The organism is Streptomyces sp. UNOB3_S3 (assembly GCF_020740895.1).
In the GTDB taxonomy this organism is placed as follows: Bacteria; Actinomycetota; Actinomycetes; order Streptomycetales; family Streptomycetaceae; genus Streptomyces.
Genome location: NZ_JAILXP010000020.1, coordinates 1 through 22,567, shown reverse-complemented (window position 1 = coordinate 22,567; position 22,567 = coordinate 1). Strand labels below are relative to the sequence as shown.

Below are 22,567 nucleotides of genomic sequence, written 5' to 3'. Positions count from 1 at the left end.
GTCCTTCATCCGCCGGTGCCGTCGAGGTCGAGGACGATCCGGATGATCCAGAGGATCATTTCGAGAATCACCCGGTTTCGCGCCCTCGACGGCGCGACACCTCGGTCCGACCCCTCGTGGCACCGGCATTCCGGGACCCGACGGCTCCCGCCCGCATCGGGATCACCCTGCGGGACGGCTCCCTCTTCGCCCGGCTCGCGTGACCGCTCGGAGTCAGCCATCTGAACCTCACTCTCTTCCGGGGAAACCGGGTCGGTCGACCCGTACGGAATCAACCGGCACTGGTTCCGGAGAGAGCTGGGCAAGAGCCTACAGGGTGTCACGAGCGCACAACGCCCCGCAGCGCGAAGCCCTGAAAGGTCATCAACGCGCCGCACTCCCAAGCTCTTTCGATTGGCAGACGCACCCCGGACGGCGGACCGGGAACACCGTCGTCGGAGCGGTTCGAGGCCTTTCATCGCAAGGGGGGCGCACGGAACTACGTGTGAAACAAAAGGATTTGTTACCTTCAAGTAGGGCGGAAGCGAGTCGGGCGCCCCTGGAGGGCCGCGCTCAGGGCACGAATGCCGACGATCGCGGCCCATCCATCAGCGTTCACTTTCCGTCATTCACCCCTGCCCGATCCCATCGGCGCTACAGTGTCGCGCCCCGGAAGACCGCGACCGTCCGGCCCGGCACGGTGAAGGTGCCCGTCCCGGCCGTGTAGGACGCGGACTTGACGACGGGGTCGGCGCCGCGCGCCTGCACCGGGTGCAGGCTGTAACCGGCGCCCGCGAGGGCCGGGACCGTCTGGGCGCGCTCCTGCGGGGTCGCGTTGAGGACGACGACCAGATCGCCGAGGCGCATGGTGATGACCCCCGGGGTCTCGTCCCTGCCGGAGAGCGGGAAGGACAGGGCGGACTGCACGGCCTCGGCGGTCGGCAGGCTGAAGGCCTTCTCGGTGGTGCGGATGCGCAGCAGGTCCCGGTAGGCGGCCGAGGCCGCGGTGATCGGCCCGCAGCCGGGCCGCAGGGCCGGGTCGGCCAGCAGCGGGCGGGCGTAGGGCCACTTCGCCGCGTTGTCGGCGGCGGGCGGCAGGCCCCGGCCGAAGCCGTTGCCCTCGGCGCAGTTCCAGTGGATCGCGTTGAACCAGTCGCCGCTGTCGTAGGAGTTGCGGTCCAGCGACTTGGAGCGCAGCAGGTCCGTACCGGCCTGGGAGAGCGCCGGTCCCTGGGAGAGGGTGGCGGCGGCCAGGGCGAGGACCTGGGCCCGGGCCCGGTCGGCGGCCGGGGTGGCGGGCGGGAGCTTGTAGGCGAGGGCGTCGTAGAGGGTCTCGTTGTCGTGGGCGTCGGCGTAGGACAGGGCGTCGCCGGGCGCGGCCGCGTATCCGGCGGGCTGACCGTTGTAGTCGACGTCGGCGCCGCGTACGGACCGGCCGGTGGAGTCGGTGAAGCGGTACGCGGCGAGGTTGCCGGTCAGGCCGACCTTGATCAGGTCCTGGGTGTGGAGGAGGCGGGCCCGCTGCTCGGCGGGCGAACCGTTGGCGGGCGAGGCGTTGGGGTCGGTGAAGAGGCCGGAGGCGAAGCCCTGGACGCGGGGGTCGTCGTCGAAGGGGCCGCCGCCGCGGATCGCGTCGCGGGAGCGGTCGGAGAAGGTGGCGATGCCGGTGCCGGCCATGTTCTTCTGCGTGGCCTGGACGAAACGGGCGTCGTCGGCGACCTCGCCGAAGTTCCAGCCCTCCCCGTAGAGGATCACGGACTTGCCGTCGACGCCGTCCTTGGCGGGCGTGAGGGCGTCGAGGGCCGCGCGCACGGCGAGGATGTTCGCCTTGGGGTGGTGCCCCATGAGGTCGAAGCGGAACCCGTCGACCTTGTACTCCTTCGCCCAGGTGACGACGGAGTCGACGACGAGCTTGCCCATCATGGCGTGCTCGGGCGCGGTGTTGGCGCAGCACGTGGAGGTGGCGACGGCGCCGTCGTCGAGGAGCCGGTGGTAGTAGCCGGGCACGATCCGGTCGAGGACGGACTTGTCGTCCTGGCCGGAGGCGGCGGTGTGGTTGTAGACCACGTCCATGACCGTGCGCAGCCCGGCGCCCGCGAGCCCCTGCACCATCCGCCGGAACTCGACCGTGCGGCGGGGGCCGTCGGGATCGGAGGCGTACGAGCCCTCGGGGACGGTGTAGTGCAGCGGGTCGTAACCCCAGTTGTAGGCGTCGCGGGCGGCGGTGCGGGCGACGCACTTCTGCTGCTCGTCGGAGTCGGCGGGCAGCGCGGGGAGGTCGCAGGGCGGGGTGGCCTGGTCGGCGATGGGGGCACCTCCCAGCGGTAGCTGGGGGAGCTCGGGGACGGTGGCGAAGTCGAAGACGGGGAGGAGGTGGACGTAGGACGTCCCGGCGTCGGCGAGGCCCTTGAGGTGGCGCATGCCGGGCGAGGCGGGATCGGTGAAGGCGAGGTAGTCGCCGCGCGGGGAGAAGTCCCGGACGTGCAGCTCCTGGATGCGGGCGTCACGGAAGGGCACGGGCTTGGGCTTGCGGAGGCCCTGCCAGCCGGGCGGGGCGAGGGTGGGGGCGGCCAGGTCGGTGACCAGGCTGTGGGTGGAGTCGGCGGTGAGGGCGGTGGAGTAGGGGTCGGTGACGTGGTTGACGACCGTCTTGCGGAGGGTTGGGGCGTGGACGGTGACGGCGTAGCGGTAGGGCTTGCCGGCCCAGGAGCGCGGCCCGGTGGCGCTCCAGACGCCGCTGGCGTCGTCACGGCGCATGGGGAGCGTACGGCCGTCGAGCTCCAGCGCCACGGTCCTGGCCGTGGGCGCCCAGACGGAGAGGGTGGGGCGGCCGTTCCGGAAGGTGGGGCCGAGGTGGGCCTTGGTGGCGGCGGGGGCGTAGAGGTCGTCCAGGACACCGGGTATCTGGACGCCGGTGGTGACACCGTCCGTCTCGGCGGTGAGGGGACCTCTGAGCGCGGAGCGCACCTGTTCCGGGGTTGCCTCGACGTGGAAGGCGTCGTAGGCGGCGTAGGCGGCGGTGAGCCCGCCGGGCCGGGGGGTGAGCGTGAACGCTCCGCCTTCGTGGACGAGGCGGTGGGGGCGGGTGGGGTCGCCGAGGTTTTTGGGCCAGGCGATGGTTTGTCTGTCGAGCCACTGGACTTTCGCGTCGGGTTTTTGCGGGGCCGGCTCGGCGGCGTGGGCAGGGCTCGGCCCCAGGAGGGGGAACAGGGCCGTTAAGGCGACGGCCAGGCGTCTCATGACAGGGTGCTCCTTGGGTTCGGAGGTGTTCTTGCCCCAGTCCCGCCCCTTCCCGTAACTGGGGGCTCCGCCCCCAGCCTTCGGACCCCCGGTTACGGGAAGGGGCGGGTCAGGGGAAAAGTCAGCCGCACGTACGCGCGCCCACGTACAGCGCCAGCGCCGTATTCGGCGCGACGGTCGCCGTGAAGCGACCGTCCGCGCCCACCGTCACCCGCCGCCCGCTCTGCACGTCGCAGTAGTCCCCGCCCGGCAACGACGTCTGAAAAGTCCGACTCAGCGCGAACCCCTCGTGGTTGACCACCACGTACCCCTTGTCGCCCCGCCCGAAGGCGATCGCCTGGTAGCCGTTGTCCCACCACCCCGTCACCGGCGTGCCCCGCACCGCGTTGCGGAATCCCACCATGCTCCGGATCTCCGGCCATTTGTGCTGGCACTTCCAGCCGTCCTGCCAGCACGCCCCGACCTCGCCGCCCCGCGGCGGCCCCGCGTCGCGGTCGGTGAACTCGTAGCCGGAGTGGACGTCGGGCGAGCCGTACGGCCAGGCGAGCATGAAGACATTCGCCAGGGTGTAGTTCGCGCCGTCCTTGTACGTGAGAGTGTCGCCGTTGCGCTCGGTGTCGTGGTTGTCTACGAAGACCGACGCCCGGTCGCTCGGCAGGTAGGCCCAGCCCTCGCCGTAGTTCTTCAGGTAGGCCAGCCGTTCGCGCTGGAGGACGCGCTTGAGGTCGCGGGCGTAGCGGAATTCCTGGACGTCGCCGGTGCGGACGTATTCCTCGGGCCGGACGGCTTCGCCCGCGCCGAAGATGGTCTCCTGCTTCCAGTAGACGTCGGGGCGGCTGAGTTTCGCCTTGATCGCGGCGAGGTCGTCGGCGGCGATGTGCTTGGCGGCGTCGATGCGGAAGCCGTCGGCGCCCAGCGACAGCAGGTCGTCGAGGTAGCCGGCGATGGCGGTGCGGACGTGGTCGTTGCCGGTGTCGAGGTCGGCGAGGCCGACGAGTTCGCAGTTCTGGACGTCCGTACGGCTGGTGTAATCGCTGATGGACTTGCGACAGGTGTGGAAGTCGGTGTCCCCGTAGAGACCGGGGTAGCCGTACTTCGTATACGAGGTGCCGCCCGTGCCCACGCCCGCCCCCGCCGCCATGTGGTTGACGACGGCGTCGACGACGACCTTCACTCCGGCCGCGTGGCAGGCGCGGGTCATGTCCGCGAAGGCGGCGCGGTCGCCGAGCCGGCCCGCGATCCGGTAGCCGACGGGCTGGTAGGAGGTCCACCACTGGGGGCCCTGGATGTGCTCCTGGGGCGGGGAGACCTGGACGTAGCCGTAGCCGGCGGGGCCGAGGGTGGTCGCGCACTCGCGGGCCACGGACTTGTAGTCCCATTCGAAGAGGACGGCGGTGACGTCCTTCTCGCCCGGGGCGCTCGCCGCGGCCGGTGGGGTGCAGACGGCCGTTCCCGCCAGCAGCGCGGCCGCGATGGACAGCACTCTTCGGGCGATTCCGGGCATGCCGGTGGGGGGCATGGTTCCTCCTGGCGTGGGGGGAGTGGGGGTGCGGTGGACGACCCCGCGCGGCAAACCGCCTTGCCCGTAAGGCCCATGAAGTCCATGAAGGTTCTTGCAGCAAAGTTGCCCGCACGAGTGCAACCGCTTGCCGATCGAGACCGTACGAGCCCCAACCGCACCGGTCAACCCTCCGGACACGGGATGGTTACAACCGCGAAATCTCGGGATTGCCTCCTTGCAAGGTCTTTCGCAAGAGATTGCAGCCTGTTAGCTTCCTCCTCAGCTCGGGCCGCCCTCCCCTCAGGCGGCCTCCTGGAAGAGGAGCATCCATATGCGAAGAGGCATATCGGTCGCCGCCGTTGTCGGTGCGCTGGCCCTGACCATGACCGCGTGCGGCAGTGGCGGCGGCAACGGCGGTGACGGCTCCAAGGCGGCGAACGACCCGGGCGCCGTGAGCGGCACCATCACCTGGTGGGACACCTCCGACACCACCAATGAGGCGCCGGCCTTCAAGAAGCTGGTCAAGGACTTCGAGGCCAAGTACCCGAAGATCAAGGTCGAGTACGTCAACGTCCCCTTCGACCAGGCGCAGCAGAAGTTCAAGACGGCCGCCGCCACGGGCAAGGGCGCCCCGGACGTGCTCCGCTCCGACGTGGGCTGGACCCCGGGCTTCGCCCAGCTCGGCTACCTCAAGGACCTCACCGGCACCCCCGCTCTCGACAACACCGGCGACTTCCTCGAAGGACCGCTGAAGAACGCCGCGTACCAGGGCAAGACGTACGGCGTCCCCCAGGTCACCGACACCCTCGGGCTCCTCTACAACAAGGAGCTCTTCCAGAAGGCGGGCATCGACAAGGCCCCGGCCAACTGGCAGGAGGTGAAGGAGGCGGCCGCGAAGATCAAGGAGAAGGCGGGCGCCGAGGGCATCGGGCTCAGCCCCGACAGCTACTACTCGCTGCCCTTCCTCTACGGCGAGAAGAGCGACATGGTCGACGCCGCCAAGAAGAAGATCACCATCGCGAACGCCGCGTCCCTCAAGGGCATCGAGACCGCCGTCGACCTGGTGAAGTCCGGCGCCGCGCCCAAGCCCGCCGGCACCGACGGCTACAACGTCCTCAAGACGGACTTCAAGAACGGCAAGCTGGCGATGCTGATCGACGGTCCCTGGGCGACCAAGGAGATCTTCGGCGGCGACGCCTACAAGTCCCGGGACAATCTGGGCATCGCTCCCGTCCCGGCCGGTTCCACCGGTACGGCGGGCGCCCCGGTCGGCGGTCACAACCTCGTCGTCTACGCCGGGTCCAAGAACTTCGACGCCTCCTACCTCTTCACCCGGTTCATGACCGAGGCCGCCCAGCAGGAGAGCGTCTCCACCGCCGTCGGTGTGCTCCCGACCCGCAAGTCGGCCTACACCCAGGCCGTGCTGGCCGACCCGGTGCGCAAGTCCTACTACGAGGCGCTGGGCAAGGCCCACCCGCGGCCCCCGATCCCGCAGGGCGGCGACCTCTTCACCGAGTGGCTCCAGCACTACACCAAGATCCTGACGCTCAAGGAGGAGCCCAAGGCGGGCCTGACGGCCACGGCCAAGGCCTGGCAGTCCGCGCTCCTCAAGGACTACGGGGTCGAGGAGTAGAGACCCCCATGGCCACTGTCGTCACCCGGGTCAAGCGCTCCTTCGGCACGCACTGGTACGCGTGGGCGATGGTGCTGCCCGTCGTCATCGTCCTGGCGGTCCTCGTCGGGTATCCGCTGGGGCGGGGCGTCTATCTGTCCTTCACCGACGCCAACGAGGCCAATGTCGGCCGGACGATCGGCGTCAACCACATCCCGTCGACGTACCAGTTCGTCGGCCTCGACAACTACTGGAAGGTGCTCTCCGGCCAGGAGGGCCACTTCTACTCGCGGCTGGGCTGGACGGTCGTGTGGACGGCGTCCTGTGTGGTGCTCCACTACACCATCGGCCTGGGGCTGGCGCTGCTGCTCAACCGGAAGATGAAGTTCCGGACGCTGTACCGGGTGCTGCTGGTGCTGCCCTGGGCGGTGCCCGCGTTCGTCGCCACGTTCTCCTGGCGGCTGATCTTCAACGAGAAGTACGGCGTCCTCAACTCCTTCATGACCACGCTGGGCCTGGACCCGGTGGACTGGCTCGGCGACAGCTTCCTCCAGAAGGTGTCGGCGGTCGCGGTCAACGTCTGGCTGGGCGTGCCGTTCATGATGGTGGCCATCCTGGGCGGCCTCCAGGCCATCCCCGCAGAGCTCCACGAGGCGGCCGAGATGGACGGCGCCTCGCCGTGGCAGCGCTTCCGGCATGTGACGCTGCCGGGGCTGCGGGAGGTCAGCGGGACGGTGATCCTGCTCGGCGTGATCTGGACGTTCAACATGTTCCAGGTCGTCTACCTGCTGATCGGCGCGGGGGCCAGCTCGGAGAGCGAGATCCTGGTGACGTACTCCTACCGGCTCGCCTTCCAGGGCATCCGCGACTACGCGGGCTCGGCGACCTACGGGATCCTCATCCTCTCCCTCCTCCTGGTCTTCGCCGTCTTCTACCGCCGGACGCTCGCCCGACAGGAGGCCTCGCGATGACGAGCAACACCAGCACCACCCCTCGCGTCCGCCCCCGCGGCGAGCGCTCCCGGGCGGCCTCGGCCGCCCTGCACACCGCGCTGATCGTCGCCTCGGCCGTGGCGCTCTTCCCCGTGCTGTTCGTCGTCTTCGTGTCGCTGCGCGGCCGCGACGGCTGGCAGGAGCCCACCCGCCTCGTGGGCTTCAGCCTGGACAACTACACCCATGTGCTGGGCGAGACGAAGTTCCTGACGTGGTTCGGCAACTCCGTCGTCGTCGCCCTCGGGGCGACCGTGCTGGGCGTGCTGGTCGCGGCGAGCGCCGGGTACGCCGTCTCGCGGATGCGCTTCCCCGGCCACCGGCCGCTGATGTGGACGTTCCTCGTCGTCCAGATGTTCCCGATGGCGGTGCTGATCGTGCCGCTCTACAACCTCCTCGGAGAGCTGGAGCTCCTCGACTCCTACGCCGGCCTGATCGTCACCTACTGCTCGGTCTCGGTGCCGTTCTGCGCGTGGATGCTCAAGGGCTACTTCGACACGATCCCCGCCGAGATCGACGAGGCGGGCCGGGTGGACGGGCTGACGCCCTTCGGCACGTTCTGGCGGCTGATCGTGCCGCTGGCCCGGCCGGGGCTGGCCGTCACCGCGTTCTACTCCTTCATCACGGCCTGGGGCGAGGTCGCCTTCGCCTCCCAGTTCATGAGCAGCGAGGAGCACTACACGCTCGCCGTGGGCCTCCAGACCTTCGTGGGCCAGCAGAAGGCCGAGTGGGGGCTGATGACGGCGGCGGCCGTGCTCATCACCGTCCCGGCCGGCGTGGTCTTCTTCCTCGCCCAGCGGCACCTGGTCGCCGGGCTCACCGCGGGCGGCACCAAGGGCTGACCCGGCGGCCCGCCCGCGGACGACGCACCCCCGAGACGCACCCCGAACCGACAGCGAACCGGCGAACCAGCCAGCCAGCCAACCAGCGACCCTACGAACCGATAGGACGTACATGACCCAGGACCTCGCGCCCTCCGTCCGCCCGGACGCCCCCGCCGACGCCGCGCGGGCGGCGGACGGCTGGTGGCGCAGCGCCGTCATCTACCAGGTGTACGTGCGCTCGTTCGCCGACAGCGACGGCGACGGCATCGGCGACCTGCGCGGGATCCGCGAGCGGCTGCCGTATCTGGCGGGGCTGGGCGTGGACGCGCTGTGGCTGACGCCGTTCTACGCCTCGCCGCAGGCGGACGGGGGCTACGACGTCGCGGACTACCGGGCGGTGGACCCGCTGTTCGGGCAGCTGCCGGACGCGGACGACCTGGTGCGGGAGGCCCACCGGCTGGGGCTGCGGGTGATCGTCGACATCGTGCCCAACCACACCTCGGACCGGCACGCCTGGTTCGAGGAGGCGCTCGCGGACCGTCCGGGGGGGACGGCCCGCGAGCGCTACCACTTCCGTCCGGGCAGGGGTGCGGACGGTGAACTCCCGCCGAACGACTGGGAGTCCGTCTTCGGCGGCCCGGCCTGGACCCGGACGACCGGGCCGGACGGCGCCCCGGGCGAGTGGTACCTCCATCTGTTCGCGTCCGAGCAGCCGGACCTCAACTGGGAGAACCCCGAGGTCCGCGAGGAGTTCGCGTCCGTGCTGCGGTTCTGGCTGGACCTGGGCGTGGACGGCTTCCGCATCGACGTGGCGCACGGCATGGTCAAGGCGCCGGGGCTGCCGGACATCGGCCGCACCGAGCAGGCCAAGCTGATCGGCGCGCAGGTGCTGCCGTTCTTCGACCAGGACGGGGTGCACGAGATCCACCGCTCCTGGCGGGAGTTGCTGGACTCCTACCCGGGCGAGCGGATCGGTGTGGCGGAGGCGTGGGCGCCGACGTCGGAGCGGCTCGCGCTGTACGTCCGGCCGGACGAGCTCCACCAGGCGTTCAACTTCCAGTTCCTGACCTGCGACTGGGACGCGGCGGAGATGCGGACCGTGATCGACGCCTCGCTGGCGGCGACGCGTTCGGTGGGGGCGCCCACCACCTGGGTGCTGTCCAACCACGACGTGGTGCGGCACCCCACGCGCTACGGCGCCGGCGACATGGCGCTGGGGCTGCGCCGGGCGCGGGCGGCGGGCCTGCTGATGCTGGCGCTGCCGGGCTCGGCCTATGTCTACCAGGGCGAGGAGCTGGGGCTGCCTGAGGTCGTGGAGCTGCCGGACGAGGTGCGGCAGGACCCGGCGTTCTTCCGGGGCGACGGCCAGGACGGGCTGCGCGACGGCTGCCGGGTGCCGCTGCCGTGGTCGGGCGAGGAGGCCCCGTACGGCTTCGGGCCCGGCGGCAGCTGGCTGCCGCAGCCGGCCGAGTGGGCGGAGCTGTCGGTGGCGGCGCAGTCGGGGGACCCGCGCTCCACGCTGGAGCTCTACCGCTCGGCGCTGGCCGTGCGGCGGGAGCTGCCGGGACTGGGCGACGGCGAGATGACCTGGCTGGACGCCCCGGAGGGGGTGCTGATGTTCTCCCGGCCGGGTTTCGTGTGCACGCTCAACACTCTGGGTGACGAGGTGACGCTGCCGGTGCCGGGCCGTCCGGTGCTGGCGAGCACTGCCCTGGCCATTTCCATCCCGGAAGGTCGCTGCACGGGCGGTACGGTACGGATCCCCTCGGATTCCTGCGTGTGGTGGGCAGTCTGACATGCGACCGGTACAGTCACCTCCTGTGACCGCCCGGCTCTCCGATATCGCAGCCCAGGCGGGTGTCAGCGAAGCAACCGTCAGCCGCGTCCTCAACGGAAAGCCGGGGGTCGCCGCCTCCACCCGCGAGGGAGTGCTGGCCGCGCTCGACGTGCTCGGCTACGAGCGGCCGGTACGGCTGCGGCAGCGCAGCGCGGGCCTCGTGGGACTGATCACCCCGGAGCTGGACAACCCCATCTTTCCGGCGTTCGCGCAGGTCATAGGGCAGGCGCTGACCCGCCAGGGCTATACGCCGGTGCTGGCGACCCAGACACCGGGCGGCTCCACGGAGGACGAGCTCACGGAGATGCTGGTCGACCGTGGCGTCGCCGGGATCATCTATGTCTCCGGGCTCCACGCGGACACCTCGGCGGACCCGCAGCGCTACGCCCGGCTGCGCGCCCAGGGCGTGCCGTTCGTGCTGATCAACGGCTTCTCGGCGGAGGTCCGGGCGCCCTTCGTCTCCCCCGACGACCGGGCGGCCGTACGGCTGGCCGTCACCCATTTGGCCGCGCTGGGCCACCGCCGGATAGGACTGGCCCTCGGGCCCCGCCGGTACGTTCCCGTGCAGCGGAAGATCGAGGGCTTCCTGGACAGCATGCGGGAGCAGCTCGCCATGGGCCGCGAGGAGGCCGAGGAGCTGATCCAGCATTCGCTGTTCACTCTTGAGGGTGGTCAGGCGGCGGCCGCCGCGTTGATCGACCGGGGGTGCACGGCGGTGGTGTGCGCCAGCGACATGATGGCGCTGGGGGTGGTCCGGGCGGCGCGGCAGCACGGTCTCGAAGTCCCGCGCGACATCTCGGTGGTGGGCTTCGACGACTCCCCGCTCATCGCGTTCACCGATCCGCCGCTGACCACGATCCGGCAGCCGGTCCAGTCGATGGGGCAGGCCGCGGTGCGCGCGCTGCTGGAGGAGATAGGCGGGACGCCCGCGCCGTACGGCGAGTTCGTCTTCCTGCCCGAACTGGTCGTCAGGGGCTCCACCGCGTCGGCTCCGGGCACGCGTACGTAGGCCTCGTACAGCCGCCCGGCCCCGGCCGCCCGAAGAAGGACGAACCGGGGCGTAGGTGGCGTGAACCGGACGGGTGGCCGATCTGCCGACGACCACTGTCTGGCAGACTCTTTCCCTATGGGTGAAGCGACAGCAAAGACCCTGGAAGGCCGCACGGCCGACGCGCCACCCACCGAGGCGGGTGGCGCGCCGGGCGCGGGCCGCTCGCGGGCGGAGCGCTTCCGTCCGCGACGGCCCCGTGCGCCACGGCGCCCACGCCTGTGGTTCGAGGTACTGCTGATCGCGGTGAGTTACTGGACGTACTCGCTCATCCGCAACGCGGTACCGGAGCAGAGAGCCGCCGCGCTGCGCAACGCCGACTGGATCTGGCAGGTCGAGCAGAGCCTCCACATCGCCGTGGAGCACACGGTCAACCGGGCCGTGAATTCGGTGACGTGGCTGATCGTGGGCATGAACTACTACTACGCGACGCTGCACTTCGTACTGACCGTCGGCGTGCTGGTCTGGCTCTACCGCTGGCATCCCGGGCGGTACGCGGCGGCGCGGCTGACGCTGTTCGCCACCACGGGTGTGGCCCTGCTCGGCTACTACCTGTATCCGCTCGCTCCACCACGGCTGATGGAGGACCTCGGCTTCGTCGACACGGTCGTCGTCCACCACACCTGGGGCTCGATGGCCTCGGGCAATCTCGCGGACGTCTCCAACCAGTACGCGGCGATGCCCTCGATGCACATCGGCTGGTCGACCTGGTGCGGTGTCATCATCGCGTCGCTGGCGCGGCCGGTGTGGGTACGGGTGCTGGGGGTGCTCTACCCGGTGGCGACCCTGGTGGTGATCGTGTCGACCGCCAATCACTTCTGGCTGGACGCGGTGGGCGGCCTGCTCTGCCTGGCGCTCGGCCTCGCGCTGTCCCGGGCGTGGTTCGGGGCGCTGCCCCACCGGCTGCCCCGCCATGTGGCGATCAAGGACGACCGGCGGGACGCTGGTCCGAGCGGCCCGAGCGCGGGCAACCCCGCCGGCCGGGCACCGAGGCAACGCCGCCGGGCCCCGTCCCGCCCGGAACCGGTGGCCCCGGGCGGGCGGCGCACCCGCACGACGACGGAACGGGTGCGGTAGGGAATCGGGTCGGCCCGGCGGCATGGGCCGGGCCAGGCCGGGAGGCTGGGGCTTCACGCCGTGCCGTCGAGCAGTCCGCGGACTTCCGGGACGTCCCGGAAGTCCGCAAGCCGAGAGAACACGACCTTGATTCGCTCTGCCGTCCTGTCACTGGCCAGGTCGGCGGACAGGGCGATGATCCGCTCGGCTGTCACGGCCGCCTCTTCCGGCTCGTTGGCATCGATCAGGGCGACGGCCAGCCATGACAGGTAGAGGGCCAGTTCGCGAGCGTGCGTGGGGTCGTATCGGCCCAGAACGTCCCGGAGCAGTGGAACAGCACGGAGGGGACGACGCAGTTCTGTGTAGACGCGCGACTCCATGACGTGGAGCTCCCCGGCATCCACCCAGTACAGGTAGCCCGGCGACTCCGTCCCGGCGCTGTCTTGTGCCAGCGCTTCGCCCGCTTCTCCCAGAGCCCGAATGGCGGGTTGCGCTGCCCTGTCTTGGCATGGGCCCATGCCACACGGTCCAGATACAGGGCCCGAGCCTTGGGCGGGGCATCCGGACCAGCACCGTCCAGTGCCGCCCGCGCGAGTCGTGTGCCCTCCCTCTCGCGCCCTGTGTTGCTGAGCTGGTAGGCAAGCGATCCGGCAAGGTTCCCCACGAGCGTCATGTCCCCCGCCTGCCGTGCCGCACAGATGCCCAGGCGATACACCGCCTCCGCCTCCGCGTGCTGCCCGGCGTCGCTGGCGATCCATCCCGTGATCTGCGCCAACTCGCCGATCTGCGCGAGGATGTCCCGGCCCGTGCTTTCGCTGTGGCTGGACTCGCGATACAGCCTGACAGCGGAACGCAGCTCCCGCAGGGCCGGACGGATGAGGTCTCCACCTGCGATCACGTCGTCCGCGAGCCTCAGACCATGTACACGCTGGCGTAGGTCGATGACGGTGGTCGTACCGACACGACGTCCCCTGCGGGCCTTGAGCGATGTCAACGGATCAGCTGCGGGCAGGTAGTCCGTCAGCGATGGCAGGGGCGGCTCGATGGCGAGCGGGGGCCCTGTAATCGTCTCTACGGATACGCCGAGAGCGGCGGCAAGGAAGGGGAGCCACTCCCGCGGCTTTCGTCTGCCCGTTTCGTACCGGCTGATCTCCTGGCGGCCGATGGGAGCGCCGGCGACCCCAGCCGCACGGCAAGTCTCCCGCGCCAAGCGCGCCTGACTCCAGCCGATCCGTTCACGCAGATGCCGGATGTTGGCCCCGATGCTGCCGGTCATGCGGCAAGTGTGGCCGACAGCCGGCCTACACGGGGCCGCTAGGCGGTACGCACGCCTCGCAGGACGATCCCCGGCAGTGCGAGGACCCCCGAATCAGGGAAGGAGCTGAGCGCGGTGGGGCACGAAGAAGACCAGGCCATTTCCTGCGACCGCGAAGGATGCAACGGAACCAAGTCCGTCGTCTACGAGTACGACGACTGGGGCAACTGCACCAGCCAGACCGCCTACGCGTGCAACGAGTGCGGCAATCAGTGACGCCGTGTCAGCCACGGTGCCATCGGACTGGCACCCTCACAGGACCGGCCCCTCTGTCCGAGTGCAAGCTCGGCGAAACCGAGACGGAGGGCCCGCCACCGGGGAACGATGACAGCATGCCGGATCGCACCCCGCTCATGCACTGCAACCGGTGCCGCAATCCCTTGTGGTGGGATGTGACACCAGGACAAGCACCAGGTTGGTACTGCTCGGTGTGCAACGACCCCCCGGAACGCAAGATCAATCAGGCTGCCGTTCCGCCTCCCTGCCCCAGAGGATGCAGTTCCCCGATCTTCGAGATCCGGGACGGCGTGAAGCGATACATCTGCCACTGACTGGCGGCGCCGACGAGCTTCCTGGACGGAGGAGTCCCCGGGGCACCCCGGGGACTCTTTCGCCCTCACGGCCCTGATATCCCTCCTGGGGCACCGTCGGGGCTATCTGCACGCCTCTGGGTCAGGGAAGGGAGCCTTCAGCCTTTACGTCCGACACGAATTCACACCATGCTCTTGAGGCCATGGACCGGTACTGGCGGGCCAGCAGGAGGTAGCAACCCCTGCCCCGAACGCCCGGGTCCCCGCTCAGCGGGGGCCCGGGCTCCCGTAGAACAGGTCCTCCACAACCGCCCGCGCCCGCCGCGTCGTACGACGGTAGTCGTCGAGCATCTCCCCACCGTGCCCCGGCGGATACCCCAGGTACCTTCCCACCGCCGCCAGTTCCCGCGCCTCGCCCGGGAACGTGTCGCCGGCCCGCCCGCGCACGAGCATCACCGCGTTGCGCACGCTGGTCGCCAGCACCCATGCCTCGTCGAGGATGCGGGCCTCCTCGGTGGTGAGCAGCCCGGCCGCGTGGGCCGCGGCGAGGGCGTCGCGGGTGCGGGTGGTGCGCAGGCCGGGCTCGGCCCAGCCGTGCCGCATCTGGAGCAGCTGGACGGTCCATTCGACGTCCGAGAGGCCGCCGCGCCCCAGCTTGGTGTGGGTGGTGGGGTCGGCGCCGCGCGGCAGCCGCTCGGACTCCATGCGGGCCTTCAGCCGGCGGATCTCGCGGACGGCGTCCTCGCCGAGGCCCTCGGCGGGGTAGCGCAGCGGGTCGATCAGTTCGATGAACCGCCGGCCCAGGTCGGGGTCGCCCGCGACGGGCTCGGCGCGCAGCAGGGCCTGGCTCTCCCACACCAGCGACCAGCGCCGGTAGTAGGCGGCGTAGGAGGCGAGGCTGCGGACTATGGGCCCGGACTTGCCCTCGGGCCGCAGGCCGGCGTCGACGAGCAGCGGCGGGTCGGTGGTGGGAAGCTGGAGCAGCCGGCGCATCTCGCCGGCGACGGCGAAGGCGGCCTTGGCGGCGTCCTCGTCGGAGACGCCGTCGCGCGGCTCGTGGACGAACAGGACGTCCGCGTCGGAGCCGTAGCCCTGCTCGTGGCCGCCGAAGCGGCCCATGCCGATGACCGCGAACCGGGTGGGCAGGGTGTCGCCCCACTCGCCCCGGACGGCCGCGCGCAGGGCGCCGGCGATGGCGGCGGCGTTGACGTCGGAGACGGCGTCGCCGACGACGCCGGCGCGGGCGGCGTGGTCGTTCCCGGCGGTCTCGGCGGCGCCGCGCGAGCCGGTGCCGTGCTCGCCGGAGGCGTGGGCGCGGGAGGCGGAGCCGGCGTGCCCGTAGGCGCCGATGATGTCGGCGGCCGCGGTGCGGAACAGCTCGCGGCGGCGTACGCCGCGCACCGCGACGATGGCCGCCTCGGCGTCCTCGGCGCGGCCCACCGCGGCGAGGACCTCCTGTTCCAGGGCCTCGCGGCCGCGTGGGCGCAGACCGCCGGAGTCGCCGAGGAGGGCGACGGCCTCGGGGGCGCGCAGCAGCAGGTCGGGGGCGAGCCGGCCGGCGGAGAGGACCCGGGCGAGGTTCTCGGCGGCGGCGCCCTCGTCGCGCAGCAGCCGCAGGTACCAGGGGGTCCGGCCGAGGGCGTCGGAGACCTTGTGGAAGTTGAGCAGGCCGGCGTCGGGATCGGCGGAGTCGGCGAACCAGCCCAGCAGCACGGGCAGCAGCGTGCGCTGGATGGCCGCCTTGCGGGTGACGCCGGAGGCGAGGGCCTCCAGGTGGCGGAGGGCGGCGGCGGGGTCGGCGTAGCCGAGGGCCGCCAGGCGCTGGCCGGCGGCCTTGGGGCTGAGCCGGATCTCGCCGGGTTCCAGCTGGGCGACGGCGTCGAGCAGCGGCCGGTAGAACAGCTTCTCGTGGAGCCGGCGCACCTCGCGGGCGTGGAGCTTCCACTGCCGGCCGAACTCGGCGACGGGTTCCTTGCCCGGGGGCCACTCGTACGTACGGCCAAGGGAGCGGCCCAGGCGGCGGAGGTCCGCCTCGCGGTCGGGCACGAGGTGGGTGCGGCGCAGCCGGTGGAGCTGGATGTGGTGCTCCATGGTGCGCAGGAAGCGGTAGGCCTCACCCAGGGACTTGGCGTCGGCGCGGCCCACGTAGCCGCCGGCGGCGAGGGCGTCGAGCGCGTCGAGGGTGGACCCGGGGCGGAGGGTGGCGTCGCTGCGTCCGTGCACCAACTGGAGGAGCTGGACGGCGAATTCCACGTCCCGCAGGCCGCCGGGGCCGAGTTTGATCTCGCGGTCGACCTGGGCGGCGGGGATGGAGTCGATGACGCGGCGGCGCATCTCCTGGACGTCGGTGACGAAGTTGTCGCGTTCGGCGGCCTGCCAGACGAGCGGGGAGAGGGTGTCGACGTAGTCCTGGCCGAGGGCGAGGTCGCCGGCGACGGGCCGGGCCTTGAGGAGGGCCTGGAACTCCCAGGTCTTGGCCCAGCGCTGGTAGTAGGCGAGATGGCTGGAGAGGGTGCGCACCAGGGGGCCGTTGCGGCCTTCGGGGCGGAGGTTGGCGTCGACGGTCCAGATGGTGCCCTCGGGGGTGACATCGGAGCAGATCCGCATCATCCGGGAGGCGAGGCGGGTGGCGGAGCGCAGGGCGGTGGCCTCGGCGGTGCCGTCGCGGGCCTCGGCGACGAAGATGACGTCGACGTCGGAGACGTAGTTGAGCTCGCGGCCGCCGCACTTGCCCATGCCGATGACGGCGAGCCGGCAGGCGGCGGCGTCGGCCGGCTGTTCCTCGGCGGCGATGGCGAGGGCGGCGCGGAGGGTGGCGGTGGCCAGGTCGGCGAGTTCGGCGGCGGCCTCGGCCACGTCGGTGCTGCCGCTGACGTCGCGGGCCGCTATGCCGAGGAGGGCGCGCCGGTAGGCGGCGCGCAGGGCGTCGGCGGGCACCAGCCCGGCCTCCCGGCCCCGGCGGGCGCCGTCGGCGAGGGACCGTTCGAACTCGGGGACCGCCGGGTGGAGGTCGGCCGCCTCGAAGCTGTCGAGGGCGTGCCAGTCGCCGGGGTGCCGGGCGAGGTGGTCGCCGAGCGCCTCGGACGCCCCGAGGACGCCCAGCAGCCGGTCGCGCAGCGGCTTGGCGGCGGCGAGGGTGTCGAGCAGGGCCTGCCGGTCGGCGTCGTCCCGGGCGGCGAGGGACTCGGCGAGCCGGGCCAGCCCGCGCAGCGCGAGATCGGGGTCGGCCGTGGCGCCGAGGGCGTCGAGGAGGACCGCGTCGGCGCCCAGGGACCCCAGCGCGGGGGTCCCCAGGAGCCGCTCGGCCTCGGCCACGGCGGTGAACCCGCAGCGCAGCAGCCGGCTGTACGTACTGCTGCGGCGCCCGTCGGGCACGGTCATCGCCGGTCCTCTCGCCGGTGGTGCGGGGTGGCCGGGGTCAGAGCACCGGCAGCATCTTGCGCAGCTCGAACGCGGTCACTTCCGACCGGTACTCCTCCCATTCCTGCTTCTTGTTGCGCAGGAAGAAGTCGAAGACGTGCTCACCGAGGGTCTCGGCGACCAGTTCGCTGCGCTCCATCAGCTCGATGGCCTCGCCGAGGTTCTGCGGCAGCGGTTCGATCCCCATGGCCCGGCGCTCGGCGTCGGACAGCGCCCACACGTCGTCGTCGGCGCCCGCGGGGAGTTCGTACCCCTCCTCGATGCCCTTGAGACCCGCCGCGAGGAGGACGGCGTAGGTCAGGTAGGGGTTGGCGCCGGAGTCGATGGAGCGGACCTCGACCCGGGTGGAGCCGGTCTTGCCGGGCTTGTACATGGGCACGCGGATGAGCGCGGAGCGGTTGTTGTGGCCCCAGCAGATGTACGAGGGGGCCTCGCCGCCGGCGCCGGCGGTGCGCTTGGAGCCGCCCCAGATGCGCTTGTAGGAGTTGACCCACTGGTTGGTGACGGCGGAGATCTCGCCCGCGTGGCGGAGCAGTCCGGCGATGAAGGACTTGCCGACCTTGGAGAGCTGGTACTCGGCGCCGGACTCGTGGAAGGCGTTGCGGTCGCCCTCGAAGAGGGACAGGTGGGTGTGCATGCCGGAGCCCGGGAAGTCCGAGAACGGCTTGGGCATGAACGTGGCGTGCACGCCCTGCTCCAGCGCCACCTGCTTCATCACGATCCGGAAGGTCATGATGTTGTCGGCGGTGGAGAGCGCGTCGGCGTAGCGCAGGTCGATCTCCTGCTGGCCGGGGGCGCCCTCGTGGTGGCTGAACTCGACCGAGATGCCCATGGATTCGAGCATCGTGATGGCCTGGCGGCGGAAGTCCATGCCGACGCCGGTGGGCGTGTGGTCGAAGTAGCCGGAGGAGTCGGCGGGCACCGGGCGGGTGCCGTCGACGGGCTTGTCCTTGAGCAGGAAGAACTCGATCTCGGGGTGGGTGTAGAAGGTGAACCCGAGGTCGGAGGTCTTGGCCAGGATCCGCTTGAGGACGTAGCGCGGGTCGGCGTACGACGGGGACCCGTCCGGCATCAGGATGTCGCAGAACATCCGGGCGGTGCCGGGTGCCTCGGCGCGCCACGGCAGGATCTGGAAGGTGCCCGGATCCGGCTTGGCGATCATGTCCGATTCGTACACCCGCGCGAAGCCCTCGATCGCCGAGCCGTCGAAGCCGATGCCCTCGTCGAATGCCTGCTCCAGCTCGGCGGGGGCCACGGCCACGGACTTGAGGTAGCCGAGGACGTCGGTGAACCACAGCCGGACGAACCGGATGTCGCGCTCTTCGAGCGTGCGGAGCACGAACTCCTGCTGCTTATCCATAGCTACCTATCCTTGCAGGTCAGACGGCTCGTTCACCGGGTGCGGGCACGGGCTGGACCTTGAGTATCACGTCCCCGGGTTACCTGTGGGTTTCCGGACGACGCCGCTTCCCCTTCGGCTCCCTGAGTGCATCGTACTTATGCCCATATGAAAAGTGCTGCTGATCGCATACCGGTACGTAGTCCGCTATCGTCCGAGACGGAGCGAGGGAGGACGCCTGATGACCGCGATTTCCGACCGGCCGCAGATGCTGCCCGAGGAGTTCGAGGAGTTCACGCGCCTGGCCGCCCGCACCGTGGAGGGCGTGCGCCTGGAGTTCATCAACGGGAAACTGGGCGTCAAGCCCGTGCCGGACGGCTGCCACGGCCGCGTCATCCAGTGGCTGACACGCGTCTGCGTCCAGGCGCGTCCCGAGCTGTTCCTGCACGGCCAGGGTCTGAAGCTCCCTACCTATCACAAGGGGAATGCCCGCCCGGACGGCACGCTCGCGCCCAGCGACGCCTTCGTCGGTCAGGGTGAGTGGGCCTCCACCGAGGGCGTGCTCATGGTCGTGGAGGTCACCTCCTACGACTCGGACACCGACCGGCGCGACCGCTCCGAGAAGCCCCGCGCCTACGCCGAGGCCGGGATCCCGGTGTATCTCCTGATCGACCGGGACACCTGCGAGGCCGTCGTGTACAGCGACCCCGACGGCGTCCGCTACGAGCAGGTCCGGATCGTCCCCTTCGGCAAGCCGCTGGCCCTCCCCGACCCGGTGGGCATCGAGCTGGACACCGAGCCCCTCAAGGACTGGGTGCGCTGAGCCGGCCCCCGGACGACCCCTCACACGGCGCCCGCCCGCGTCAGTTCCCACTCGTGGTCCGGGCCGTCGTTGCCCGGTAGGACCATCTTGAGGCCGTAGGCGCCCTCGCCCACCCGGTGGCCGACGTGGACGGCGAGTTTATCGGCGGTGGAGTGCTTGTGGCTGAGGAGGGCGCGGCCGGTCCAGTTCCAGCGCTGGTCGCGGCCGGCGGGGGTGGCGAGGCGGCGGAGGGCCGGGCCGTGGCCGGAGGGGCCGATGAGGAGGGTGAGGACCCGGGGGACGTACTCCTCGGCGTCGGCGGCGAGGGTGACGATCCCGGTGTCCGCGTCGATGTGCCAGGCGCAGTGCCGTGCGGAGACGGTGGCGCGGTCGCGGACGTCGACGAAGCCCTCGGTGGCGTGCCCGCAGAGGACGTAGCGCGGGTCGTTCCGCCACCGGATGACGTACCGGGTGCCGCGGTCCAGCGCACCGGTGAAGGGGGTGTCGTGGTGCTCCGTGCTCACGTGGGTGCTCCTTCGCCGCGGCGGTGCGTTCCGCCGCCCACCCTCGCGCAGCCCGCCGCGCCGCACCCGTCGGCAGCCGCCGACCGGGTGGCGCCGCGCGGGGTCCGGCTGTGAGGCGGTCCGTCCTCAGGCGGCCCGTATGAACGGAGTCGCCAGCACGGCCGCCGCGATGGCCTGCGGGCGGTCGTACATCAGCAGGTGGCCGGCCGGGGCGACGGCCTCGAAGCGGCCGTCGAGGCGGTCGGCGAGGGTGCGCTGGCGCTCCAGCCAGCGGCGTTCCTCGGCGGAGCCGGTGCCCGGGGAGGCGGCGAGGACGGTGACCGGGACGGGCGGCAGCCCGTGGTGGGCGCGCAGGTCCTCGAGTTCGGCGGCGACGTCGCGGTAGCGGGCGTTCTCCATGACGATGGCGCGCGCCACGCGCGCGGTGCCGTACGTCCGGCGCACCAGTTCCTCGTCCGCGGGGTCGTGGCGCGTGACGGAGGCGGCGCGGACGGCGAGGCGGCGGAGGGCCGGGCCGAGGGCGCGCGGCAGGCCGGCGGCGGCGAAGGCCCGGCCGCGCACCCGGGCGGCGGCGGTGCGCAGTTCGCGGCCGGGCACGGGCCGGGCGTCCGGTACGACGCTGGCGTCGACGAGGACGAGCCCGGCCGTGCGCTCCGGGTACATCCGGGCGTAGGCCTCGACATGGAAGCCGGCGAGGGAGTGGCCGACGACCGTGGCCGGGCCCGGCAGGTCCAGCGCGTCGAGGACGCCCGCCATCCGGGCGGCCTCGGCGGCGGCGGTGGGGGGTTCCAGCGGCGGGGCGCTGAAGCCGAGCCCGGGGCGGTCGAAGCGGACGACCGTGCGGTGCGGGGTGAGCAGGGGGACGACCGGCTCCCAGTCGAACCAGCCCATGCCAAGGCCGGCGCTGAGGACGCACACGGGCCCCGAGCCCTCGCGCAGCACGTGCAGGGGCACGCCGCCGACCCGCAGCATCCGCCCCGGCGGCGGCCCCGGTGGCCGTTCCGTGCCGTGCGTACCGCCGCCCGTAGCGCTCATCGAGTCCCCCTCGGTCCGTCCCCGCCGGCCGACGTCGTCGTCGGCCGGGTTCGGAGAGCACCGACAAGCTACTCGACGGGCGTGGTCTCCCGGTGCCCGGCCGTCACCCAGTGCGGCTTGCGGAGGGCGAGGAAGGCCAGCGGCACGAGGAAGCCGAGCGTCAGCAACCCGCCGCCGACGATGAGCAGATAACGCCACATCGGCTGGCCGCCGAACTGCTCCGGCGGTACGAAGCCGATGAACATGGCCCCCACGGAGGCGGCGAAGCCGACGCCGGCGACGAGGCCCAGGGCCGGGACCCGGAAGCCGCGCGGCTGGTCGGGGCGGGTGCGGCGCAGCCGGAGGGCGGCGGCGAACATCAGCAGGTAGACGACGAGGTAGATCTGCGTCGTGACCACCGAGAAGATCCAGTACGCGCTGGAGACATCGGGGATGAAGGCGTAGAGCAGGGCGATCAGCGTGGTCAGGACGCCCTGGGCGACCATGATGTTGCGCGGGACGCCGTTCTTGTTGAGCTTCTGGAGGGCGGGCGGCAGATAGCCCTCCTGGCGGGCGACCATCAGCAGGCCCCGGGACGGTCCGGCCAGCCAGGTGAGCATCCCGCCGAGCGCCGCGGCGACGAGCAGGACGCCGACGACCTTGGTCAGCCAGCCCACGTGGAAGTGGTCGAAGAAGCCCTGGAAGGCCTGCATCACACCGGCCGTCAGGCTCAGGTCCTTGCCCGGCATCACCCAGCTGATGGCCAGCGCGGGCAGGATGAAGATCAGCAGAACGAGTCCGGTGGCGGCGAAGACCGAGCGCGGGTACTCCTTGCCGGGCTCGCGCAGCGAGGAGACGTGCACGGCGTTCATCTCCATGCCCGCGTACGACAGGAAGTTGCCCACGATCAGCACGAGGCTTGCGAGCCCGGTCCACGGCGGGAGGACGTGGCCACTGTCCATGGGCGCGGCCGACGGGTTGCCCTGGGCGAGGAAGACCATGCCCAGGACGACGAGCACGACGCCCGGGAGCAGGGTGCCGACGACCAGGCCCACGCTGGAGAGCCCGGCCACCGCCTTCGTACCGCGCGCGGAGATCAGCACCCCGGCCCAGTACACGACGACGATGACGAGCGCGACGTAGAGGCCGTTGTTCGCGAGGGACGGGTCGATGACGTACGCGAAGGTGCTCGCGACGTAGGCCAGCAGGCTGGGGTAGTACGCGATGGTCATCGCGAACTGGCACCAGACGGCGAGGAATCCGAGCCGCTTGCCCAGGCCCTCGCTCACCCAGCGGTGGATGCCGCCGGTCCAGCCGGAGGCCAGCTCGGCCGAGACCAGGGCGGTCGGCAGCAGGAAGACGACGGCGGGGAGGAGGTAGAGGAAGACGGCGGCGAGGCCGTAGAGGGCCATGGAGGGCGCCGGGCGGAGGTTGGCGACGGAGGCCGTGGTCATCATCGCGAGGGTCGCCCACGAGATGAACTGCGTACGGGTGGCGCCGGCTCCGGCGGCGCCGCAAGTACGCAGTTCATCTCGTG

Annotated in this window: 17 protein-coding genes; 8 read left to right on the top strand and 9 right to left on the bottom strand. The window is 71.4% G+C overall.

Annotated elements, in window-relative coordinates; genetic code table 11:
- Positions 1-633: 633 nt before the first annotated feature.
- Together pulA and K6I33_RS04045 are read right to left on the bottom strand one after the other, a co-directional pair.
- Positions 634-3,189, bottom strand: coding sequence for a pullulanase-type alpha-1,6-glucosidase (gene pulA, locus K6I33_RS04050; protein WP_374283263.1), 2,556 nt, complete (start codon positions 3,187-3,189; stop codon positions 634-636).
- 151 nt (positions 3,190-3,340) lie between these two features.
- Positions 3,341-4,738, bottom strand: coding sequence for an alpha-amylase family protein (locus K6I33_RS04045; RefSeq protein WP_229348281.1), 1,398 nt, complete (start codon positions 4,736-4,738; stop codon positions 3,341-3,343).
- A gap of 313 nt (positions 4,739-5,051) precedes the next feature.
- On the opposite strand from K6I33_RS04045, the gene K6I33_RS04040 reads away from it, so the two are divergent.
- The 6 genes from K6I33_RS04040 (at position 5,052) to K6I33_RS04015 (ending at position 12,107) form a co-directional block, all read left to right on the top strand.
- Entirely contained in the window at positions 5,052-6,353 is a 1,302-nt protein-coding gene (locus K6I33_RS04040) for an extracellular solute-binding protein (protein WP_229348280.1), read from the top strand.
- A gap of 8 nt (positions 6,354-6,361) precedes the next feature.
- Entirely contained in the window at positions 6,362-7,303 is a 942-nt protein-coding gene (locus tag K6I33_RS04035) for a carbohydrate ABC transporter permease (protein WP_229348279.1), read from the top strand.
- Positions 7,300-8,163 carry a sugar ABC transporter permease gene (locus K6I33_RS04030; protein WP_229348278.1) on the top strand — a complete coding sequence of 288 codons (864 nt, stop codon included), beginning with the start codon at positions 7,300-7,302 and terminating at the stop codon, positions 8,161-8,163. The genes K6I33_RS04035 and K6I33_RS04030 overlap by 4 nt, the downstream gene beginning before the upstream one ends.
- 112 nt (positions 8,164-8,275) lie before the next feature.
- Complete coding sequence (locus tag K6I33_RS04025) at positions 8,276-9,940, top strand: glycoside hydrolase family 13 protein (RefSeq protein ID WP_229348277.1); 1,665 nt, start codon at positions 8,276-8,278, stop codon at positions 9,938-9,940.
- 25 nt (positions 9,941-9,965) lie between these two features.
- On the top strand, positions 9,966-10,991 hold the full coding sequence (locus K6I33_RS04020; protein WP_229348276.1) for a LacI family DNA-binding transcriptional regulator: 1,026 nt from the start codon (positions 9,966-9,968) through the stop codon (positions 10,989-10,991).
- 117 nt (positions 10,992-11,108) lie between these two features.
- Positions 11,109-12,107 (top strand): phosphatase PAP2 family protein, encoded by a 999-nt coding sequence (locus K6I33_RS04015; protein WP_229348275.1) that lies wholly within the window; start codon positions 11,109-11,111, stop codon positions 12,105-12,107.
- Positions 12,108-12,160: 53 nt separating this feature from the next.
- On the opposite strand, the gene K6I33_RS04010 is transcribed toward K6I33_RS04015, so the two are convergent.
- The gene (locus K6I33_RS04010; protein ID WP_229348274.1) at positions 12,161-12,301 is read right to left on the bottom strand and encodes a hypothetical protein; all 141 of its coding nucleotides are present in this window, start codon (positions 12,299-12,301) and stop codon (positions 12,161-12,163) included.
- A gap of 29 nt (positions 12,302-12,330) precedes the next feature.
- Positions 12,331-13,362: a helix-turn-helix transcriptional regulator gene (locus K6I33_RS04005; protein WP_229348273.1), complete on the bottom strand. Its 1,032-nt coding sequence runs from the start codon at positions 13,360-13,362 to the stop codon at positions 12,331-12,333.
- A gap of 114 nt (positions 13,363-13,476) precedes the next feature.
- Between K6I33_RS04005 and K6I33_RS04000 the strand changes: the two genes are divergently transcribed.
- Positions 13,477-13,617, top strand: coding sequence for a hypothetical protein (locus K6I33_RS04000; RefSeq protein WP_229348272.1), 141 nt, complete (start codon positions 13,477-13,479; stop codon positions 13,615-13,617).
- A gap of 581 nt (positions 13,618-14,198) precedes the next feature.
- Here the strand turns inward: K6I33_RS04000 and K6I33_RS03995 are convergent.
- Both K6I33_RS03995 and glnA read right to left on the bottom strand, forming a co-directional pair.
- The gene (locus tag K6I33_RS03995) at positions 14,199-17,312 is read right to left on the bottom strand and encodes a bifunctional [glutamine synthetase] adenylyltransferase/[glutamine synthetase]-adenylyl-L-tyrosine phosphorylase (protein ID WP_229348271.1); all 3,114 of its coding nucleotides are present in this window, start codon (positions 17,310-17,312) and stop codon (positions 14,199-14,201) included.
- Between the two features lie 37 nt (positions 17,313-17,349).
- A complete protein-coding gene (glnA, locus tag K6I33_RS03990) occupies positions 17,350-18,711 on the bottom strand; it encodes a type I glutamate--ammonia ligase (protein WP_229348270.1) in 1,362 nt (453 codons plus the stop codon).
- A 220-nt stretch (positions 18,712-18,931) separates the two neighbouring features.
- Between glnA and K6I33_RS03985 the strand changes: the two genes are divergently transcribed.
- Positions 18,932-19,513: a Uma2 family endonuclease gene (locus K6I33_RS03985; protein ID WP_229348269.1), complete on the top strand. Its 582-nt coding sequence runs from the start codon at positions 18,932-18,934 to the stop codon at positions 19,511-19,513.
- 20 nt (positions 19,514-19,533) lie between these two features.
- On the opposite strand, the gene K6I33_RS03980 is transcribed toward K6I33_RS03985, so the two are convergent.
- The 3 genes from K6I33_RS03980 to K6I33_RS03970 form a co-directional block, all read right to left on the bottom strand.
- Positions 19,534-20,016, bottom strand: a complete 483-nt coding sequence (locus K6I33_RS03980; RefSeq protein WP_229348268.1) for a hypothetical protein — start codon at positions 20,014-20,016, stop codon at positions 19,534-19,536.
- 126 nt (positions 20,017-20,142) lie between these two features.
- Entirely contained in the window at positions 20,143-21,051 is a 909-nt protein-coding gene (locus K6I33_RS03975; protein ID WP_374283243.1) for an alpha/beta fold hydrolase, read from the bottom strand.
- A gap of 68 nt (positions 21,052-21,119) precedes the next feature.
- Entirely contained in the window at positions 21,120-22,487 is a 1,368-nt protein-coding gene (locus K6I33_RS03970; RefSeq protein ID WP_229348297.1) for an APC family permease, read from the bottom strand.
- Positions 22,488-22,567 lie beyond the last annotated feature (80 nt).

Bases quoted from the DNA above. Each gene is read 5' to 3' on its own strand.
- K6I33_RS04045 (WP_229348281.1), bottom strand. From the start codon at position 4,738: ATGCCCCCCACCGGCATGCCCGGAATCGCCCGAAGAGTGCTGTCCATC.
- K6I33_RS03985 (WP_229348269.1), top strand. From the start codon at position 18,932: ATGACCGCGATTTCCGACCGGCCGCAGATGCTGCCCGAGGAGTTCGAG.
- K6I33_RS04035 (WP_229348279.1), top strand. From the start codon at position 6,362: ATGGCCACTGTCGTCACCCGGGTCAAGCGCTCCTTCGGCACGCACTGG.
- K6I33_RS04025 (WP_229348277.1), top strand. From the start codon at position 8,276: ATGACCCAGGACCTCGCGCCCTCCGTCCGCCCGGACGCCCCCGCCGAC.
- K6I33_RS04040 (WP_229348280.1), top strand. From the start codon at position 5,052: ATGCGAAGAGGCATATCGGTCGCCGCCGTTGTCGGTGCGCTGGCCCTG.
- K6I33_RS03975 (WP_374283243.1), bottom strand. From the start codon at position 21,051: ATGAGCGCTACGGGCGGCGGTACGCACGGCACGGAACGGCCACCGGGG.
- K6I33_RS03970 (WP_229348297.1), bottom strand. From the start codon at position 22,487: ATGATGACCACGGCCTCCGTCGCCAACCTCCGCCCGGCGCCCTCCATG.
- K6I33_RS04005 (WP_229348273.1), bottom strand. From the start codon at position 13,362: ATGACCGGCAGCATCGGGGCCAACATCCGGCATCTGCGTGAACGGATC.
- glnA (WP_229348270.1), bottom strand. From the start codon at position 18,711: ATGGATAAGCAGCAGGAGTTCGTGCTCCGCACGCTCGAAGAGCGCGAC.
- K6I33_RS03995 (WP_229348271.1), bottom strand. From the start codon at position 17,312: ATGACCGTGCCCGACGGGCGCCGCAGCAGTACGTACAGCCGGCTGCTG.
- K6I33_RS04015 (WP_229348275.1), top strand. From the start codon at position 11,109: ATGGGTGAAGCGACAGCAAAGACCCTGGAAGGCCGCACGGCCGACGCG.
- K6I33_RS04030 (WP_229348278.1), top strand. From the start codon at position 7,300: ATGACGAGCAACACCAGCACCACCCCTCGCGTCCGCCCCCGCGGCGAG.